General features: G+C 73.8%; 13 protein-coding genes. 1 reads left to right on the forward strand and 12 read right to left on the reverse strand.

Features of this window, described 5'->3' with window-relative positions:
- Positions 1-219: 219 nt before the first annotated feature.
- The 3 genes from ACQSSQ_RS19640 to ACQSSQ_RS19650 are packed head-to-tail and all read right to left on the reverse strand — an operon-like array spanning position 220 to position 4,180.
- On the reverse strand, positions 220-2,538 hold the full coding sequence (locus ACQSSQ_RS19640) for a [protein-PII] uridylyltransferase (RefSeq protein ID WP_431328910.1): 2,319 nt from the start codon (positions 2,536-2,538) through the stop codon (positions 220-222).
- Positions 2,472-2,810 (reverse strand): P-II family nitrogen regulator, encoded by a 339-nt coding sequence (locus ACQSSQ_RS19645; RefSeq protein WP_262849134.1) that lies wholly within the window; start codon positions 2,808-2,810, stop codon positions 2,472-2,474. Before ACQSSQ_RS19645 ends, ACQSSQ_RS19640 begins: the two co-directional genes overlap by 67 nt.
- Entirely contained in the window at positions 2,807-4,180 is a 1,374-nt protein-coding gene (locus ACQSSQ_RS19650; protein WP_431328815.1) for an ammonium transporter, read from the reverse strand. Before ACQSSQ_RS19650 ends, ACQSSQ_RS19645 begins: the two co-directional genes overlap by 4 nt.
- Before the next feature lie 227 nt (positions 4,181-4,407).
- On the opposite strand from ACQSSQ_RS19650, the gene ACQSSQ_RS19655 reads away from it, so the two are divergent.
- Complete coding sequence (locus ACQSSQ_RS19655) at positions 4,408-6,294, forward strand: penicillin-binding transpeptidase domain-containing protein (RefSeq protein WP_431328816.1); 1,887 nt, start codon at positions 4,408-4,410, stop codon at positions 6,292-6,294.
- A 21-nt stretch (positions 6,295-6,315) separates the two neighbouring features.
- Here ACQSSQ_RS19655 and ACQSSQ_RS19660 read toward each other — a convergent pair whose 3' ends face one another.
- The 9 genes from ACQSSQ_RS19660 to cydB form a co-directional block, all read right to left on the reverse strand.
- Positions 6,316-7,911: an N-acyl-D-amino-acid deacylase family protein gene (locus ACQSSQ_RS19660; protein ID WP_431328817.1), complete on the reverse strand. Its 1,596-nt coding sequence runs from the start codon at positions 7,909-7,911 to the stop codon at positions 6,316-6,318.
- Entirely contained in the window at positions 7,908-8,864 is a 957-nt protein-coding gene (locus ACQSSQ_RS19665; protein WP_431328818.1) for a sugar kinase, read from the reverse strand. Before ACQSSQ_RS19665 ends, ACQSSQ_RS19660 begins: the two co-directional genes overlap by 4 nt.
- Positions 8,857-9,519, reverse strand: coding sequence for a bifunctional 4-hydroxy-2-oxoglutarate aldolase/2-dehydro-3-deoxy-phosphogluconate aldolase (locus tag ACQSSQ_RS19670; protein WP_431328819.1), 663 nt, complete (start codon positions 9,517-9,519; stop codon positions 8,857-8,859). The genes ACQSSQ_RS19665 and ACQSSQ_RS19670 overlap by 8 nt, the downstream gene beginning before the upstream one ends.
- Entirely contained in the window at positions 9,519-9,899 is a 381-nt protein-coding gene (locus ACQSSQ_RS19675; protein WP_431328820.1) for a RidA family protein, read from the reverse strand. Before ACQSSQ_RS19675 ends, ACQSSQ_RS19670 begins: the two co-directional genes overlap by 1 nt.
- A gap of 71 nt (positions 9,900-9,970) precedes the next feature.
- Positions 9,971-11,218: an alanine racemase gene (locus tag ACQSSQ_RS19680; RefSeq protein WP_431328821.1), complete on the reverse strand. Its 1,248-nt coding sequence runs from the start codon at positions 11,216-11,218 to the stop codon at positions 9,971-9,973.
- Between the two features lie 17 nt (positions 11,219-11,235).
- On the reverse strand, positions 11,236-12,456 hold the full coding sequence (ftsY, locus tag ACQSSQ_RS19685) for a signal recognition particle-docking protein FtsY (RefSeq protein WP_431328822.1): 1,221 nt from the start codon (positions 12,454-12,456) through the stop codon (positions 11,236-11,238).
- On the reverse strand, positions 12,449-14,077 hold the full coding sequence (gene cydC / locus ACQSSQ_RS19690; RefSeq protein ID WP_431328823.1) for a thiol reductant ABC exporter subunit CydC: 1,629 nt from the start codon (positions 14,075-14,077) through the stop codon (positions 12,449-12,451). Before cydC ends, ftsY begins: the two co-directional genes overlap by 8 nt.
- Positions 14,074-15,801: a thiol reductant ABC exporter subunit CydD gene (gene cydD, locus ACQSSQ_RS19695; RefSeq protein ID WP_431328824.1), complete on the reverse strand. Its 1,728-nt coding sequence runs from the start codon at positions 15,799-15,801 to the stop codon at positions 14,074-14,076. The genes cydC and cydD overlap by 4 nt, the downstream gene beginning before the upstream one ends.
- Positions 15,798-16,826 (reverse strand): cytochrome d ubiquinol oxidase subunit II, encoded by a 1,029-nt coding sequence (gene cydB, locus ACQSSQ_RS19700; protein ID WP_431328825.1) that lies wholly within the window; start codon positions 16,824-16,826, stop codon positions 15,798-15,800. Before cydB ends, cydD begins: the two co-directional genes overlap by 4 nt.
- Between the last annotated feature and the right edge of the window lie 5 nt (positions 16,827-16,831).

The raw sequence follows: 16,831 nt of genomic DNA on the forward strand, positions 1-16,831 counted from the left end.
CTCGCGCGTTCCAGCCTAACGGCTGACCGGAATCGGCCGACCGCCCAGGCGGCACCCGACCCCGCCGACCCGAGTCGCGGTGAGTGTGGTCCCACCCGCAGGAGGGCGCGGTGAGTACGGTCCCACGCGTGCCGACCGCCGTGGGACCAGGCTCGCCGCCCACCCGGACGACGCCCCCGAGGTGGGACCAGGCTCACCGCCCACCCGTAGGACGCCCCGTCACAGCGGCAGGGCGCGCAGGCGTGCGACCAGACCGTCGGCCTGCTCCGCGCTCAGCGCTCCCCCGGCCCGGTCGACCACGTAGAACACGTCCCGCGCCTGCGGCCCGAACGTCGACAGGTGGGCCGAGCGGATGCCGTACCCCTCCTGGCTGATCGTCCGCGCCACCGCCCACACGAGGCCGCGCTGGTCCTGCGCGCGGACCTCGACGACGGCGGCCGAGGACGACGAGTCGTGGTGGAGCAGCACCTGCGGCGGGACGCTCTGCCCCTCCGACGTGAGCGTGAGCCGGTCCTCCAGCGCCAGCGCACCGGTGAGCACCTGGCGGATCCGGCGGGTGAGCCGCCCGCTGTCGACGTCGGGGTCGGCCACCTCCCAGATGCTCGTCGTCGTGCCGTCGCGCTCCACCAGGCGCGCGGACCGGATCTGCTGCCCGGCCACGCTCAGCGCGCCGGCGAGGTCCGCGAGGAGACCGTGGCGGTCCGGGGCGGTGATCTGCACCAGCGACCCGTCGTGGTGCGCCGCCACGTCCACCACGAACGGCTCGCCGCCGAGGGCCGCGGTCGGGAACGCCAGCGCCGACGGCCAGCCCGCGTACGACGGGTCCTCGAGCGCGGTCGCGTCGCCGAGCACGGCGCGCACCTTGGCGACCAGCCCGCGGACCAGCCCGGAGCGCCACGCCGACCAGGCCGGGGGGCTGGTCGCCCGGGCGTCGGACTCGGTGAGCGCGGCCAGCAGGTCGAGGCGGTCGACGTCGCCGACGAGCGACGCGACGTTGGCTGCGGTGTCCGGGTCCTCGATGTCGCGCCGGGTCGCGACCGTCGGCAAGAGCAGGTGCCAGCGGACCAGGTCCTCGACCGCGGTGGCGTCGGCCTCGTCGAAGCCCCACCGCTCGGCCACGGCCCGGGCGACCGGCGCCCCGACCTCGCTGTGGTCGCCGTCGCGTCCCTTGCCGACGTCGTGGAGGAGCGCGGCGACGGCGAGCAGGTCGGGGCGGGCGACGGCGCGCATGAGCTCGGACCCGACCACGACGGCCTCGATCGAGTGCCGGTCGATGGTGAACCGGTGGACCGGCGACGAGGACCCCCGCAGCCGGATCGGCGCCCACTCGGGAAGCCACCGGTCGACGAGGCCCGCGAGGTCGATCTCCTCCCACACGCTCACCAGACCGCGGCCCGCCGTGAGGAGCTCGACCAGCAGGCGCCGCGCCTCGGGTGGCCACGGCTCGGGCGGCACGGCTCCGGCCGCCAGGCGGGCGGCCGACGCCGCCGCGAGCGGGATCCCCCGGCGCGCCGACTCCGTGACCGCCCGCAGCGCGACGAGCGGGTCGTGCGCGGGGTCGGGCGAGCCGGTCAGGACGATCTCGTCCCCCAGGACCGCCACGCCGGGCGCGACCGGGTCCAGCCGCGGGCCGGGAGCGGTCCGCGACCGGGGCCGGTCGGCCAGCACCGCGTCGACGCGGCGCCATGTGGTCGTCGCGAGGTGCGCCGTACGCCGTGCGAGGTCGCGGACGTGCAGGTCGAGCTGGTCCGGCGCGTAGCCCATCGCGGACGCGACCTCCGGGACCAGCTCGGGGGTCAGCCGGTCCGTCGGGCGTCCCGCGACCTCGTGGAGCACGTCGCGCACGTCGAGCATCGCGGCCCGCAGCGCCTCCAGCTCGCGGTGCGGCACGTCGACCAGCCAGCTCGCGACGAGGGCCCGCATGACGGTGCCGTCGCGCAGCCCTCCCCCGGACTCCTTCAGGTCCATGATCGCCGACTGCGCGAGCCAGCCGACGCGGTCGACGCGCTCCCGGGTGGCGCGCTCGAGCTCGGGGAGACGACGACGGGCGGTACGGCGCCAGGCGGCCAGCACCTCCGACCGCAGTGCGACCACGGCGGAGGAGTCGCCCGCGACCGCGCGGGCGTCGAGCATGCCCAGCGCGGCGCGGTAGTCCTCGTCGGCGGTGCGGAGCATCTGGTCGGCGCTGCGGACCGCGTGGTCCAGCGCGACGCCGTCGTCCCACAGCGGGTACCAGACCTGCTCGGCGACCTGCTGCACGAGCGCAGCGGGTGCCCCTTCGCGATGGACCAGGACGACGTCGACGTCGCTGAACGGAGACATCTCGCCACGGCCGTACCCGCCGACGGCGACGAGCGCGAGGCCGTGCCCGCCTGCCTCGGGCAGGTCGGACACGGCCTTGGTGAAGCAGTCGCGCAGACGCCGGTCCAGGGCCTCAGCCCGGGACCGGCGCCGTGCGCTGAGCTCCTCGGTCAGAGCGCCGCCTCGTCCTTCTCGCCGGTGCGGACCCGGACGACGGACTCGACGGGGACGACCCAGACCTTCCCGTCACCGATCTTGCCGGTGGCGGCGGACTTGACGACCACGTCGACGACGTCCTTGACGTCCTCGTCCTCGGTCACGATCTCGACCCGGATCTTCGGGACCAGCGAGACGTCGTACTCGGCGCCGCGGTAGACCTCGGTGTGGCCCTTCTGGCGACCGTAGCCGCTGGCCTCGGTGACAGTCATGCCGGTGATGCCGAAGGTCTCGAGGGCCTCGCGGACCTCTTCCCACTTGTGCGGCTTGATGACCGCGGTCACGAGCTTCATGCCTTGGCTCCTTCAGGGGTGGTGGTCAGCGTAGCCGTCGTGACGGGGCGGGCGACGCCGGACGCCGGCGCGAGGTCGTACGCGGACTCCCCGTGCTCGGCGAGGTCGATGCCCTCGACCTCGTCCTCCTCGGCGACGCGCCAGCCCATGACGGCCTTGATCGCGAAGCCGATGATCGCGGTGAAGATCCCCGACCACAGGATCGCGAAGGCCGCGATCGAGAGCTGGACGACGAAGAGCTTGATCCCGTCGCCGTAGAACAGGCCGCCGCTGGTGGCGAGGAAGCCGATGCCGAGCGTGCCCACGATGCCGCCGACGAGGTGGACGCCCACGACGTCGAGCGAGTCGTCGTACCCGAGCTTGAACTTCAGGCCGACCGCCAGGGCGCAGAGGGCGCCGGCGACGAGGCCGAGGATGATCGAGCCGACAGGGCTGAGCGCGCCGCAGGCGGGGGTGATCGCGACCAGACCGGCGACGATGCCCGACGCGGCACCGAGCGAGGTGGCCTTGCCGTCGCGGATCTTCTCGACGACCAGCCAGCCGATGATCGCGGCCGCGGCGGCGACGGCGGTGTTGACCCAGACGAGGCCGGTCTCACCGGAGAACGCGGTGGCGTAGGCGATCGAGTTCTCGATGAAGCCGTCAGCGCCGTTGGAGATCGGCTCGGCACCCGTCGCGTCGACGTAGGAGCCGACGTTGAAGCCGAACCAGCCGAACCACAGGAGGCCGGCACCGAGCATCGTCAGCGGGAGGTTGCCCGGACGGGTCGGCTCCTTGCCGAAGCCACGACGCTTGCCGATGAGGAGGACGAGGACCAGCGCGGCGACACCGGCGTTGATGTGGACGACCGTTCCGCCGGCGTAGTCGATCGGCGCGACCGTCGCAGCTCCGTCGGTCGTGCCGAAGATCTTCGCGGCCAGGCCGTCGGCGCTGCCGGAGAGGAAGCCGCCGCCCCAGACCATGTGCGCCAGCGGGAAGTACGCGAGGGTCACCCACAGCGGCATGAAGACCAGCCACGACGAGAACTTCACGCGCTCGGCGAGAGCGCCGCTGATGAGCGCGGCCGTGATGATGGCGAACGTCGCCTGGAACGCGACCGAGATGTAGGTGGTGCCCTCGACACCGCTGAGCCCGAACAGCTCGAAGGGGTTGGCGAACAACCCGCCGACGTCCTCGGAGCCGTAGGACATCGACCAGCCCCACAGCACGTAGACGACCATGACGACGCCCAGGGCGCTGAAAGACATCATCATCATGTTGAGGATGGACTTGGTTCGCGTCATCCCGCCGTAGAAGAGCGCCAGCGCAGGCGTCATCAGGAGCACGAGCGACGCGGAAGTCAGGATCCAGGCTGCGTGGCCGGTGTCCATGGAACCTCCAGGGTTAGGTATCTGAGACGTGGCCGGCGCTCGAACGGCGATGTCCGGGACGGCGTCGTTGACGATTAGGTTCGCGGCGGTTCGTTTCGGGTCGGGCGACGCGTTGTTTCGCGGAGGTGACACTTCCCCGGGTTTTGTTACGTCGAGATTTCCCGAGTTGCCGACGCGCGGGACCCGTGCCTGTCGTCGCTGAACCACCGGCGGGTAAGGATGGAGGCATGCCGTCCCCCGCCCGCCGTCCCCGTCCAGCCGCCCTCGCCCTGACCGCGCTGCTCGCGGCCGGCGTGCTGAGCGCCTGCAGCAGCGCGTCCGCCGATCCCGAGGCCGAGAAGCTCGCCGACGGCCTGTCGGCGCTCGACCTCTCCAAGGTCGCCCTCGACGACGCCGCGGCCGGCGACGACCTCGCCCGGATCACGAAGGGCCTGGACGGGATCGAGCCGACGGTCACGGTGAAAGACGTCGAGGAGGAGGACGACAAGGCGACCGCCACCCTCGCGTACCGGTGGCAGCTCGGTCCCGAGGTGCGGTGGGAGTACGAGACCGAGGCCACGATGACCCGCAAGGACGACAGCTGGACCGTCGCCTGGTCGCCGGCGCTCGTGGCCCCGGACCTGGCGGAGGGCCAGCGCCTGCGGGTCCGCTCGGTGGCGCCGAAGCGCGGCGACATCATGGGTGGTGACGGCACGGCCCTCGTCACCTTGCGCCCGGTCCTGCGGATCGGGCTCGACAAGGCCGCGGTGGAGCCCGCGAAGCAGGCCGCGTCCGCCCGGACGATCGCCACGATGGTCGGCATCGACCCCGCGTCGTACGCGAAGGAGGTCGCGGCGTCGGGTCCGAAGGCGTTCGTCGAGGCGCTCGTGATGCGCACGGGTCAGGCGCCCCCGCTCGGCGAGGTGGAGGCCGTCCCCGGTGCGCTGGTGATCTCCGACGAGCTGCCGCTGGCCCCGTCGCGGACCTTCGCCGCGGGGATCCTCGGCACCGTCGGCGAGGCGACCAAGGAGCTCGTCGACGACAGCGACGGGCGCCTCACGGCGGGTGACGAGACCGGGTTGTCCGGCCTGCAGCGCCGGTACGACGAGCAGCTGCGCGGGCGCAACGGCTACGTCGTCGAGGTGGTCAGCGACGCGGCCGACGATCCCGCCAACCCCTCTCCGGAGATGAAGGACACGCCCGTCTTCGAGCAGGCCCCGGCCCCCGGTGAGCCGCTGCGGACCACGCTGGACCTGCGGCTCCAGGACCTCGGCGAGCGGGTGCTGGCCGGGACCAGGCCCGCGAGCGCGCTGGTCGCGATCCGGCCGTCGGACGGCGCGATCCTCGCCGCCGCGACCGGCCCGGGCGCGCAGGGGCAGGCGATCGCGACCACCGGCCAGTACGCCCCCGGGTCGACGTTCAAGATCGCGACCGCCCTCGCGGCGCTGCGCTCGGGCGTCACGCCGACCACCACGACGCCCTGCCCCGCGACGACGGTCGTCGACGGCAAGTCGTTCAAGAACTACGACGACTACCCGAGCAGCTCCCTCGGCCGCATCCCGTTCGCGGAGGCGTTCGCCCAGTCGTGCAACACGGCGATGATCGGCCTGCGCGACACGGTCTCCCAGGCGGACCTCGCGTCCGCGGCCGCGTCGCTCGGGATGGGGGTCGACCAGGACCTCGGGTTCCCGGTCTTCTTCGGGTCCGTGCCGTCGGAGGCCCCGGCCACCGAGCACGCGGCGTCGATGATCGGACAGGGCAAGGTCCTCGCCTCGCCCTTCACCATGGCCACCGTGAGCGCCTCGGTCGCCGCCGGACGTACGGTCGTCCCGGTCCTGCTCCCCGACCTCGAGGCCCCCAAGGTCGAGTCCAGCCTGAAGCCAGCCGAGGCACGTCGGCTGCGGTCGCTGATGCGCCGCGTCGTGACCGACGGCAGCGGGCGGGGTCTCGCGGACCTCGGAGGGTCGATCGGCGCGAAGACGGGGACGGCCGAGTACGGGTCCCCGGTCAAGACGCACACGTGGATGGTCGCGACCGACGGTGACCTCGCGGTGGCGGTGTTCGTGGAGACCGGCGAGTCCGGGTCGCAGACCGCGGGACCGCTGCTGAAGCGGTTCCTCGCGGGCGCCCGCTGACCGCGTGACGGCCAGGGGCGGTCAGGGGCGCGAGAGGAGGTAGGTGCCGCGGCGCTCGGGCACGTCTCGGCCGCGGCGCCACACGACGTCGCCCGCGACGACGACGGTCTCGACGCCCCCCGGGTGGCGGCGCGGCTCGGCGAACGTGGCGCGGTCCTCCAGCGCCGCCGGGTCGAGGACCACGAGGTCTGCGACGTTCCCCGTCTCGACCGTGCCGCGCCCGCGCAGGCCGAACCGACGCGCCGCCAGGCCGGTCATCTTGTGCACCGCCTCCTGCCGCGACAGTGGCCCCCCAGCACCGGCGTACTCGGTCAGCACGCGCACGAACGTCCCGTACAGCCGCGGGTGGACGTAGCCGCTCCGGTGCGGGAGCCCGTCGGAGCCGACCATGGTGTGCGGCCACGACAGCGCCTGACCGACGCCCTCGGGGTCGGTGTGGAACAGGACGACGGTCAGCGACCCGCCCTCCTCGTCGAGCAGGTCGACGAGGCACGCGTACGGCTCCTGCCCCCGCGCCGCGGCGATGTCGGCCAGCGCGAGCCCCTCGTACGCCGAGCTCGCCGGCCTCGAGAAGCCCGCGAGCAGCACGCGGGACGGGCCGATCTCGGGCAGGAGGTTCTCCTTGCCCGGCTCGTCCCACGGACGTGCCAGCTCGGCGGCGAGACGGCGGCGCGAGGCCGGGTCGCGGACGGCACGCCGTACCGACGCCATGCCGTCGCGCAGCGCCCAGGCCGGCAGCAGCGTCGACGTGGTGGTGCTCCCGGCCGCGTACGGGTAGACGTCCACCGTGACGTCGATCCCGGAGGCGCGGTGCGCGTCGAGGCGGTCGAGGATCCGCGGCATCGACCCCGCGTTGCGGGGACCGGTCACCTTGAGGTGGCTCACGTGCACCGCGCAGCCGGTCGCGGCCCCGAGCGCCGCGACCTCGTCGATCGACGCGATCACGTCGTCGCCCTCGTTGCGGACGTGGGCCGCGAGCACGCCGTCGTGGGCGGCGACGACTCCCGCCAGCGCCTCGAGCTCGGTGCGGTCCGCCGCGTCGCCGGGCGCGTAGAGCAGTCCCAGCGACAGCCCCGCCGCGCCGGCCGCCATCGCGTCGCGGAGCTGCCCGCACATGGCGTCGACCTCGCGCACGCTGGCGGGCCGCGCCTCCGGCCCCGCCGCCGCGACCCGCAGCGCGCCGTGCCCGACGAGGACCGCGGCGTTGACCGTCCGCGGCTCGGCGGCGATCGTCTCGGCGTAGCCGCGGACCGAGGCGAACGACAGGTCCGTGCGCTCGCCGCCGAGCACCGGCGCGAACAGCGCGCCGAGCCCCGACCCCGGCGTCGTCGGCGCGCAGGCGTGCCCGCAGTTGCCCACGACCACCGTGGTCACGCCCTGGCGCAGCTTCGGCACGCAGCCCTCGACGTCGAGGATCGCCAGGTCGTCGTGGGCGTGGGTGTCCACGAAGCCGGGGACGACCTCCCGACCCGCGACGTCCTCGACCACGCATCCCTCCGGCGGGGCGAGGGCGGGCCCGACAGCCGCGACCCGTCCGGCGACCACGAGGACGTCGGCGCGCCGGGGCGCACCACCGGTGCCGTCGAGGACGGTGCCTCCGCGCAGGAGCATCGTCATCGGTCGACGTGCTCCGGCTCGCCGAGGACAGGCAGGTCGTCGCGGAACGGCAGGCCCTCCCAGTCGCCGTCCACGGTGCAGGCGAACGCACCGAGCGTCACCGCGAGCTGGAGCCGTGCCGCGGGCGCGTCGTCGTCGACCAGTCCGGCGAGGTAGCCGCCGACGAACGCGTCGCCCGCACCGACCGGGTCGACCACCGGGACGCGCAGCGCCTCCTGACGGTGCACCGCGCCGTCGACCACGGCGACGCAGCCCTGCGACCCCAGCTTCACGACCGCCTGAGCCGGTCCGAGCCGGGTGAGGGCGTGCGCGACCTCGGCAGGATCCGCGTCGGCGTCCACGTCGACGAAGAGGGCGGCCTCGTCGAGCCCCGCGAACACCACGTCGCTGCGGGCGACCAGCGACGCGAGCGCCGCCGCAGCGGCAGCGCTCCCCCACAGCTTGCTCCGGTGGTTGACGTCGAACGAGACGAGCACGCCCGCCTCGCGCGCGAGGTCGACGGCACGCTCCGCGGCGGCCGCGGCTGATGCCGACAGCGCGGGCGTGATGCCGGTGACGTGCAGGACCCGGGCCCGGGCGACGACGTCCTCCGGCACGTCCGCGGGCTCCAGCCGCGACCCGGCGCTGCCCGCGCGGTGGTACCAGACGCGGGTCGTGGCCGCCGAGCGGTGCTCCTTGATCATCACGCCGGTCGGCGCGTCCGGGTCCCGGACGACGACGAGGTCCACCCCCTCGGCACCGAGCTCGCGTCGTACCACGTCGCCCACCGCGTCGGTCCCGAGCCGTCCGATCCACGTGACCGGGACGCCGAGCCGGCTGAGGGCGATCGCGACGTTGCTCTCGGCTCCCGCCACGCTCAGGGTCAGCTGCGTGCCGTGCGCGAGCGGTCCGGTGCCGCGCGAGGACAGCAACCCCATCGACTCCCCGAGGGTGACGACGGAGCCGTCAGCCACGACCGGGCTCCTCGAGCGGGCCGGCGGCCGCCACCGCGGCGACGAGCGCGCGGGCGCGGGCGGCGAGCGCGTCGAGGTCGCCGCCGTCGAGCGCGTCCCCGAGCAGCGGACCGCCCACGCTCACCGCGACGCAGCCGGCGTCCAGCCACGACCGCGCGTCGTCGATCGCCACGCCGCCGGACGGGATCAGCGCCACGTGCGGGAGCGGGCCGCGCAGCTGGGACACGTACGAGACGCCCACGAGCGAGGCCGGGAACACCTTGACCGCGCTCGCGCCCAGCTCCCAGGCCGCGCTGATCTCGGTCGGTGTCAGCGCCCCCGGGATCACCGGGACCCCGGCGTGGCAGAAGGTCACCACGACCTCCGGCACCACGGTCGGTGTGATCGCGTAGTCGACGCCGGCGTCCACCGCACGGGCGGCGTCGTCGCGGGTCAGCACGGTGCCGACCCCCACGTCGCAGGTACGAGGCAGCCGCTCGCGCAACGTCGCGACCGCCTCCAGCGCCCCGGGGGTTCCCAGCGTCACCTCGACGCTGACGACCCCGTTCGCGGCGAGGGTCTCCGCTGCCGGGACGACGTGGTCGCCGCGGCGTGCACGCAGCACCGCGACGATCCGAGACGTCCGGGTCGGCCCGGGCAGCGGAAGCCGCGACATCAGGACCTCAGCAGGGCGACGCCGTCGATCTCGACGAGGATGCCCGACAGCTGCGACCCCACCGTCGTCCGTACGGGGTGCGGCGTCGGCAGCGCTGCCCCGTACGCCGCGTCGAACGCCGCCCAGTCGGCGAGGTCGGCCAGGTGGACGGTGGTCTTCACCAGCAGGTCGAGCCCGCTCCCTGCGGCGACGAGCGCGGCCTCGAGGTTCCGGATCGTCTGGACGGTCTGGGCCTCGATCCCTGCGGGGATCTCTCCGGTCGCCGGGTCCTGCGGGCCGAACCCGGCGGTGAACACGAAGCGGTCGGCCACCATCGCCTGGTTGTACGCACCGGCCGGGCGCGGCGCGTTCTCGGTGCTGACAGGTTCACGAGAAGTCATAGACGCAACGTATCCACATCGCGCCCGACCTGCGCCGCTGCGCGGCCTGTGCCGCTCAGAAGGCTGCGCCGTCAGAAATACGTACGGACGACGCCGGCCACGGTGTCGTCGTCCTCGAGCACCGCGATCACGCGCCACCTGTCGAAGGCCGTGCAGGGGTGCGAGATGCCGAAGCGGACGAGGTCGCCCGGGACGAGCGGCTCCATGTCCGCCGGCACGTCGAGATAGCCGTGGTGGTCGTTGATCCGGGCGAGCACGAGCCCGTCGGGAGCCGGCTCCACCACGGCGGAGCCGACGCGGCGGACCCCTCGCGGCACGGCGAGCCCTTCGTCGTACGGGGCCTCACGCTTGCCGAGCCCGACGATCGCGAGCCCGGGCTCCGGCGTCGACGTCACCTGCGCCCACACCTCGAGCGCCGCGTCGAGGCCCCCCTCGTCGGGGACCCGGTTGAACGGCGTCTTCGTGCGGTAGACGCCGTCGTCGTGCGAGACGTACGCCCCGCTCCGCAGCACCACCTCGGGCTGGGGACCGGGCCACTCCCGCCCGAGGACCTCGACGACGACGTCGAAGTACGCGCTCCCGCCTGCGGACACGACCGGTCGCACCCCGTCGGCGAACGGCATCCGCGACGCCGCCTCGCGGAGCGTCTCGAGGAACGCCCGGGCGTCGTCGACGGACGTCAGCCCACCTTCGTAGCCCGCCGCCCCGGCGAGCCGCAGGCCCGGCGTCTGGGTCACGAGCCGGGCGAGGTCGACGGCGCCCGCCACGGTGCGTACGCCGGTCCGCCCGCCGTCGTGCCCGACCTCGACGAGGACGGAGAGGGGCCGCGTCCCCCCGGCGGCCGCGAACGCCGAGCCGGCGGTCTCGACGCCCTGCACGGAGTCGACGTAGAACAGGACCTCGAGGTCGGGGTCGGCGTCGAGCTCGCGGGCCATCCAGGTGAGCGCGCCGTGGTCGAGCAGCTCGTTGGCGACGAGGATGCGCCGCACCCCCATGCGTCGGGCGGCGAGCAGCTGGTTGGCGGTCGCGACGGTGATCCCCCAGGCTCCGGCGGCGAGCTGGGCGTCGAACAGCACCGGCGCCATCGTGGTCTTGCCGTGCGGAGCGAAGGCGAGCCCGTGGCGGGCGCAGTACTCCGCCATGGTCGCGACGTTGCGCTCGAGGGCGCTCTTGCGCAGGACCATCACGGGCCAGGTGAACGTGCCGTCGAAGAGCGACGCGCCGCGCGAGACGAGCGCGTCGTCGGTGAGCTCGCCGTCGGGAACCCAGAGGCCGGTCGTCCGCCAGTCGACGACGCCCGCCTGCTCGTGCACCACCATCGCCCCTCCTCCGTGCATCAGGACAGCAGCGCGTCCACGAACCCCTCGGGATCGAACGGTGCGAGGTCGTCCGCACCCTCCCCGAGCCCGACGAGCTTGACGGGGACGCCGAGCTCGCGCTGGACGGCGATGACGATGCCGCCCTTGGCCGTCCCGTCGAGCTTGGTGAGCACGATCCCGGTGACGTCGACGACCTCGGCGAACACCCGTGCCTGCGTGAGCCCGTTCTGGCCGGTGGTGGCGTCGATGACGAGCAGCACCTCGGTGACCGGGGCCTGCTTCTCGATGACGCGCTTGACCTTGCCGAGCTCGTCCATGAGCCCGGCCTTCGTGTGCAGGCGGCCGGCGGTGTCGACGACCACGGTGTCGTAGCCGCCCTCCTTGCCGGTCTTGACAGTGTCGAAGGCGACCGAGGCCGGGTCGCCGCCCTCGGGTCCCCGCACGGTCGGGACGCCGACGCGCTCGCCCCAGGTCTGCAGCTGGTCGGCAGCGGCGGCGCGGAAGGTGTCCGCGGCACCCAGGACGACGGTGTCGCCGTCGGCCACCAGGACGCGCGCGAGCCGGCCGACGGTCGTGGTCTTGCCGGTGCCGTTGACCCCGACGACGAGCACGACGCCCGGCGCGCCGTCGGCGCCCTTCGCCGCGATCGACCGGTCGTAGGACGGGTCGACGAGCGTCACGAGCTCCTCGCGCAGGATGGAGCGCGCGACCTCCGGATCGGCCACGCCCTCCACGCGGATCCGGGTCCGCAGCCGCTCGACGAGCTCCTGGGTGGGCGTGACGCCGACGTCGGCGGTGAGGAGGGTGTCCTCGATCTCCTCCCACGTGTCCTCGTCGAGGCGGTCGCGCCCGAGGAGGGCGAGGAGCCCCTTGCCGAGCGACGACTGCGAGCGGGACAGCCGGGCGCGCAGCCGGACCAGGCGCCCCGCCGTCGGCGCCGGCGCCTCGATCTCCGGCGCCACGGCCTCGGGCTCTGCCGTGGCGACCGCCCCGGGCTCGGCGTTGTCGGCGTCGCTCTCGTCGATCTCCCCGGGCTCCGGGAGCACCGGTTCGAGCCCGTCGCCGGTCGGCGTGGGTTCGTGCTCGGGGTGCTCGCGCAGGTCGTCGAGGCGGCGGTCGACCGTGTCGGCGGGCGGCAGGGCCTTGCCGCGCGAGCCGACCACGAAGGCGGCGATCCCTCCGATCAGGAGGATCGCGACGACGAGACCGATGAAGACGTAGAGCGTGGTGTCAGACACGGTCCACGATCCTAGTCGGCGCATCGAGGCGAACGACGTGCGACGCGGCCGCGAGCGCCCGTTCGTCGTGACTGACCAGCAGGATCGAGCGCTGCGGGGCGAGCGCGACGAGGTCGCGGAGGAGCGCCTCGGCGGTGGCGGCGTCGAGGTGCTCGGTCGGCTCGTCCAGCACGAGGACCCGGTGTCCACCCAGCAGGAGACGGGCGAGTCCGAGCCGCTGCCGCTCCCCTCCGGACAGGCGGTCGCCGTTCTCGCCCACCTCGGTGTCGAGACCCTCGGGCAGCCCGGCGACGAACGGCCCGAGGCCCGCCGCGTCGAGGGCGTCGAGCAGCGTGAGGTCGTCGGCGGCAGGGTCGGCGATCCGGAGGTTCTCGCGGATGGTCGTGTCGAAGACGTGCTCGTCCTGTCGCAGCGTCGCGACGACCTGGCGGACCTGGTCGCCGGTGAGCGCCTCGATCGGGGTCCCGCCGAGCGTGATCGTGCCGGCCCGTGCCGTCGCCAGGCGGAGCAGGACCGCCGCGAGGGTCGACTTGCCCGACCCGCTGGGCCCCGCGACGGCGACCACCTCCCCTTCGGGCAGGTCGAGGTCCAGCCCTGTGACGAGGTCGTCGGCAGTGCCCCACCCGAGCGCGACGTCACGCAGGCGCAGAGCGAAGCCGACGGGATCAGGCGCCGAGACGTCGGGGTCCACCACGTCGTCATCGGCCTCGACCAGCTCCTCGATCCGACGGCGCGAGGCCGCCGATCGCTGCTCCTGTTGCTCGATCGCGCTGAGGCCCTCGAGCGGTTCGGCGAGGGCGACCGGGGCGAGGACCACGACGGCGAGCAGGACCGGTCCCAAGGTCCCGTCGGCGACCGCCGCCACTCCCGTCCACGCGATGACGCAGGTCGCGACGCCGAGGCACACCCGGACGACGAGGATCCCGAGCCCGTCGAGGAACGCCGTACGCCGTTCGGTTTCCGCCAGCCGCGCTCCCGTCTGCGCCACCGCGTCGCGGGCGCCGGCCACCGCGCCGTACGCGACGAGGTCCCGCGAGGTCCGCAGCGTCTCGGACACCTCGGCCGCGAGCTCGCCGCGCAGACCCGCCGTGGCGGCGTTCGCCCGCCGGCCCCCGACGCGCACGGCGACGAGGACCCCGACCCAGGCCAGCACGACCGCGGCCGCGAGTACGAGGCCGCCGAGCGGGAACACCGCGAGGACGAGCCCCGTCACGACCGCCACGGACGCCGCCGTCACGAACCGCGGGATGGTCGCGCGCACGATCCGGTCCTGGAGGGCGTCGACGTCGGAGACGATGCGGGAGATCCGCTCGCCCCGCCGCCCGGCTGCCAGCGTCGAGGGCGAGAGCCTCTCGAGCCGCTCGTACACGGCCAGCCGGATCTCCGTGCCGACGCGCAGCGCGCCGTCGTGGGTGAAGAGCCGCTCGACGTAGCGCAGTGCGGCGCGGGCGATCCCGAACGCCCGCACCGCGACGATCGCGACCATCAGGTACAGCACGGGCGGGTGCTGGGCCGCGCGCGAGATCAGCCACGCCGAGACGAGGAGCAGCCCGATCGCGCTGAGGCTCGCCAGCAGGCCGAAGACCCCGCCGACCACCAGGCGCCGTCGTGCCGTCGTCATGCCGCCACCTCCGTCGTACGGACCGGCACCACGACGTCCGCGTCGTCGACGAGGGCGCGCCGGTGGGCCACGACGAGCACGGTCACGCGGGCCGCGCGCAGCGCCCGTCGTACGTCCTGCTCGGTCGCGGCGTCGAGCCCGGCGGTCGGCTCGTCGAGCAGCATGACCGCGGCGCCGCCACGGCGTACGCGCAGGAGGGCGCGGGCGACGGCCAGCCTCCGCCGCTCGCCCGCCGAGAGGTTCGCCCCGCCCTCGTGGACCTCCCGCCGTGGGTCGAGGTCGGGCGCACCGGCATCACGGAGGGCGGCCGCGACATCGGCCTCGGAGGCGTCCGGCGCGCCGAGGCGGACGTTGGCGCCGACGGTGCCGGCGAGCAGCCCGGGGACCTGCGGAACCCACGCGAGGCGGGCACGCCAGGAGGCGAGGTCGAGGTCGGCGAGGTCGTACGTCGTCCCGTCGGCCGCGCGGACGGTCACGCGCCCGGTGGTCGGGGCCACGAACCCCATCAGCACGTCCACGAGCGTGCTCTTGCCGCACCCCGACGCTCCGGTGACGGCCACGACTCGGCCGGGCTCGAGCACGAGCGACGTCGGCGCGAGGGCGGGCAGGACGCGGCCGGGGTAGGAGACGGAGACGTCCTCCACCGTGATCGTGGCACCGGCGAGGTCAGGGGCGGGGTCTCGATACGCGGGCTCGGCTGGCGCCTCGCCCACTCCTCGACCAACGGAGGCTGGGGTGGGGGCGCCGTCGAGGATCGTGTACACGTCGTCGGCGACCGACTGGCCCTCCGCCGAGTCGTGGAAGTGGGCTCCGACCTGACGGAGCGGCAGGTACGCCTCCGGCGCGAGCACGAGGACGAACAGCCCGGTCATCAACGACAGGTGGCCCTCGACGATGCGCAGGCCGATGGACACGGCGACCAGTGCCACGGAGATCGTCGCCACGAGCTCGAGCACGAACGACGAGAGGAACGCGAGGCGCAGCGCGCCCATCGTCTCCTGCCGGTTGCGCTCCCCCACCTCGGCGATGCCCTTGGTCTGGTTGCGCGAGCGGCCGAAGACCTTGAGCACGACCAGCCCGTCGAGCACGTCGGCGAAGTGGTGGCTCAGCCGCACCAGGGCCCGCCACCGGCGCTCCGTCCGGTCCCGCGTCATGTAGCCCACGAGCACCATGAACACGATGATCAGTGGCAGCGTCACCGCGATGGTGATCCCCGACAACGGGTCGGCGAGGAACACCGCGACCACCACGACCGCCGGCGCCGTGAGCGCGAGGGCGAGCTGCGGGAGGTAGCGGGCGAAGTAGGTGTCGAGCTTGTCCAGCCCCGGCCCCAGCAGCGTGACCACGTGGCTCGACTCCGGCCGTACCCCACCGTCCGGGGTCCCGTCGAGCAGCCGGTCGACGACCTCGTCGCGCAGCTGCACCTTGACCCGTGCGGCCGCCCGGGCCGAGACCACGGCGTGGACCCACCCGAGCACCGCGCGGGCGAGGAGCGCCACCGCGAGCGCCGCCACAGCAGCACTCACGACGGACGTCACGCCCGATCCCTCGAAGCCCTCCGACACGACCGTCGCGATGAGCCACGACTGCGCCACGACCAGCGCTGCCATCGCGGTCGCGACCAGGACGCTCGCGCCGAGGTAGGCGCGGACGGTGCGGGAGCGGCGTACGAGGCGGGGGTCGACCGGACGCGACGACCCTGCCCGCGCGGTGGCTGTGGTCATGCCGGGGTGTGCTCGGGCGCGGCGCCGTGGTCGGCAGGGATGGACTCGACGCTGATCCGCTTGCGGAACACCCAGTAGCTCCACGCCTGGTAGCCGATGACGATCGGGACGAAGACCAGCGCGACCCAGCTCATGATCGTGAGCGTCTTGTCGGTCGAGGAGGCGTTCTCGGTCGTCAGGCTGTACGCCGGGTCGAGCGTGGACGGCATCACGTCGGGGAACAGCGCCACGAACAGCGCCGCGACCGCGAGCCCGATCGCCGCCATCGTCCCGACGAAGGCCCAGCCGTCGCGCCGGACGTACGCCGCGACGAGGCCGCCGACGAAGGCGAGCGCCGCGAGACCGGACAGGATCCAGACCCAGGCGTCGTCGTGGTCCAGGCACGTCCACAGCAGGAACGCGACCGCCAGCACGGCGGCGACGAGCCCGACCTGGAGCGACGTCCTGCGCGCCCGCTCGTGGATGACCCCGCGGGTCTTGAGCGCGAGGAAGTTCGCCCCGTGGGTGAGGAACAGCGTCAGCGTGACCAGGCCCGCCAGCAGGGCGTACGGGTTCAGCAGGTCGAAGAAAGAGCCGACGTAGTTCTTGTCCGCGTCGATCTCGACGCCGCGGACGATGTTGCCGAAGGCCACGCCCCACAGCAGCGCGGGGACGTACGAGCCGAAGATGATCGCCGCGTCCCAGCGCGCCTTCCAGGTGGCGTCGTCGCGCTGGTGCCGGTACTCGAAGGCGACGCCCCGCAGGATCAGCGCCACGAGGATCAGCAGCAGCGGCAGGTAGAAGCCGCTGAACAACGTCGCGTACCACTCGGGGAACGCCGCGAAGATGCTCGCGCCGGCGACGATCAACCAGACCTCGTTGCCGTCCCAGAGCGGGCCGATGGTGTTGATCATCGTGCGCCGCTCGCGGTCGTCACGACCCAGGACCGGCAGCAGCATCCCCACGCCGAAGTCGAACCCCTCGAGCACGAAGTAGCCGATGAAGAGGAACGCGACGACGCAGAACCAGACAGTGGTGAGCTCCATGATCC

The organism is Mumia spirodelae (assembly GCF_050632745.1).
Taxonomy (GTDB): domain Bacteria; phylum Actinomycetota; class Actinomycetes; order Propionibacteriales; family Nocardioidaceae; genus Mumia.

Coding starts and splice junctions, on each gene's coding strand:
- ACQSSQ_RS19645 (WP_262849134.1), bottom strand. CDS start 2,810: ATGAAGCTCGTGACCGCGGTCATCAAGCCGCACAAGTGGGAAGAGGTC.
- ACQSSQ_RS19650 (WP_431328815.1), bottom strand. CDS start 4,180: ATGGACACCGGCCACGCAGCCTGGATCCTGACTTCCGCGTCGCTCGTG.
- ACQSSQ_RS19655 (WP_431328816.1), top strand. CDS start 4,408: ATGCCGTCCCCCGCCCGCCGTCCCCGTCCAGCCGCCCTCGCCCTGACC.
- ACQSSQ_RS19660 (WP_431328817.1), bottom strand. CDS start 7,911: ATGACGATGCTCCTGCGCGGAGGCACCGTCCTCGACGGCACCGGTGGT.
- ACQSSQ_RS19670 (WP_431328819.1), bottom strand. CDS start 9,519: ATGTCGCGGCTTCCGCTGCCCGGGCCGACCCGGACGTCTCGGATCGTC.
- ACQSSQ_RS19675 (WP_431328820.1), bottom strand. CDS start 9,899: ATGACTTCTCGTGAACCTGTCAGCACCGAGAACGCGCCGCGCCCGGCC.
- ACQSSQ_RS19680 (WP_431328821.1), bottom strand. CDS start 11,218: ATGGTGGTGCACGAGCAGGCGGGCGTCGTCGACTGGCGGACGACCGGC.
- cydC (WP_431328823.1), bottom strand. CDS start 14,077: ATGACGACGGCACGACGGCGCCTGGTGGTCGGCGGGGTCTTCGGCCTG.
- cydD (WP_431328824.1), bottom strand. CDS start 15,801: ATGACCACAGCCACCGCGCGGGCAGGGTCGTCGCGTCCGGTCGACCCC.
- cydB (WP_431328825.1), bottom strand. CDS start 16,826: ATGGAGCTCACCACTGTCTGGTTCTGCGTCGTCGCGTTCCTCTTCATC.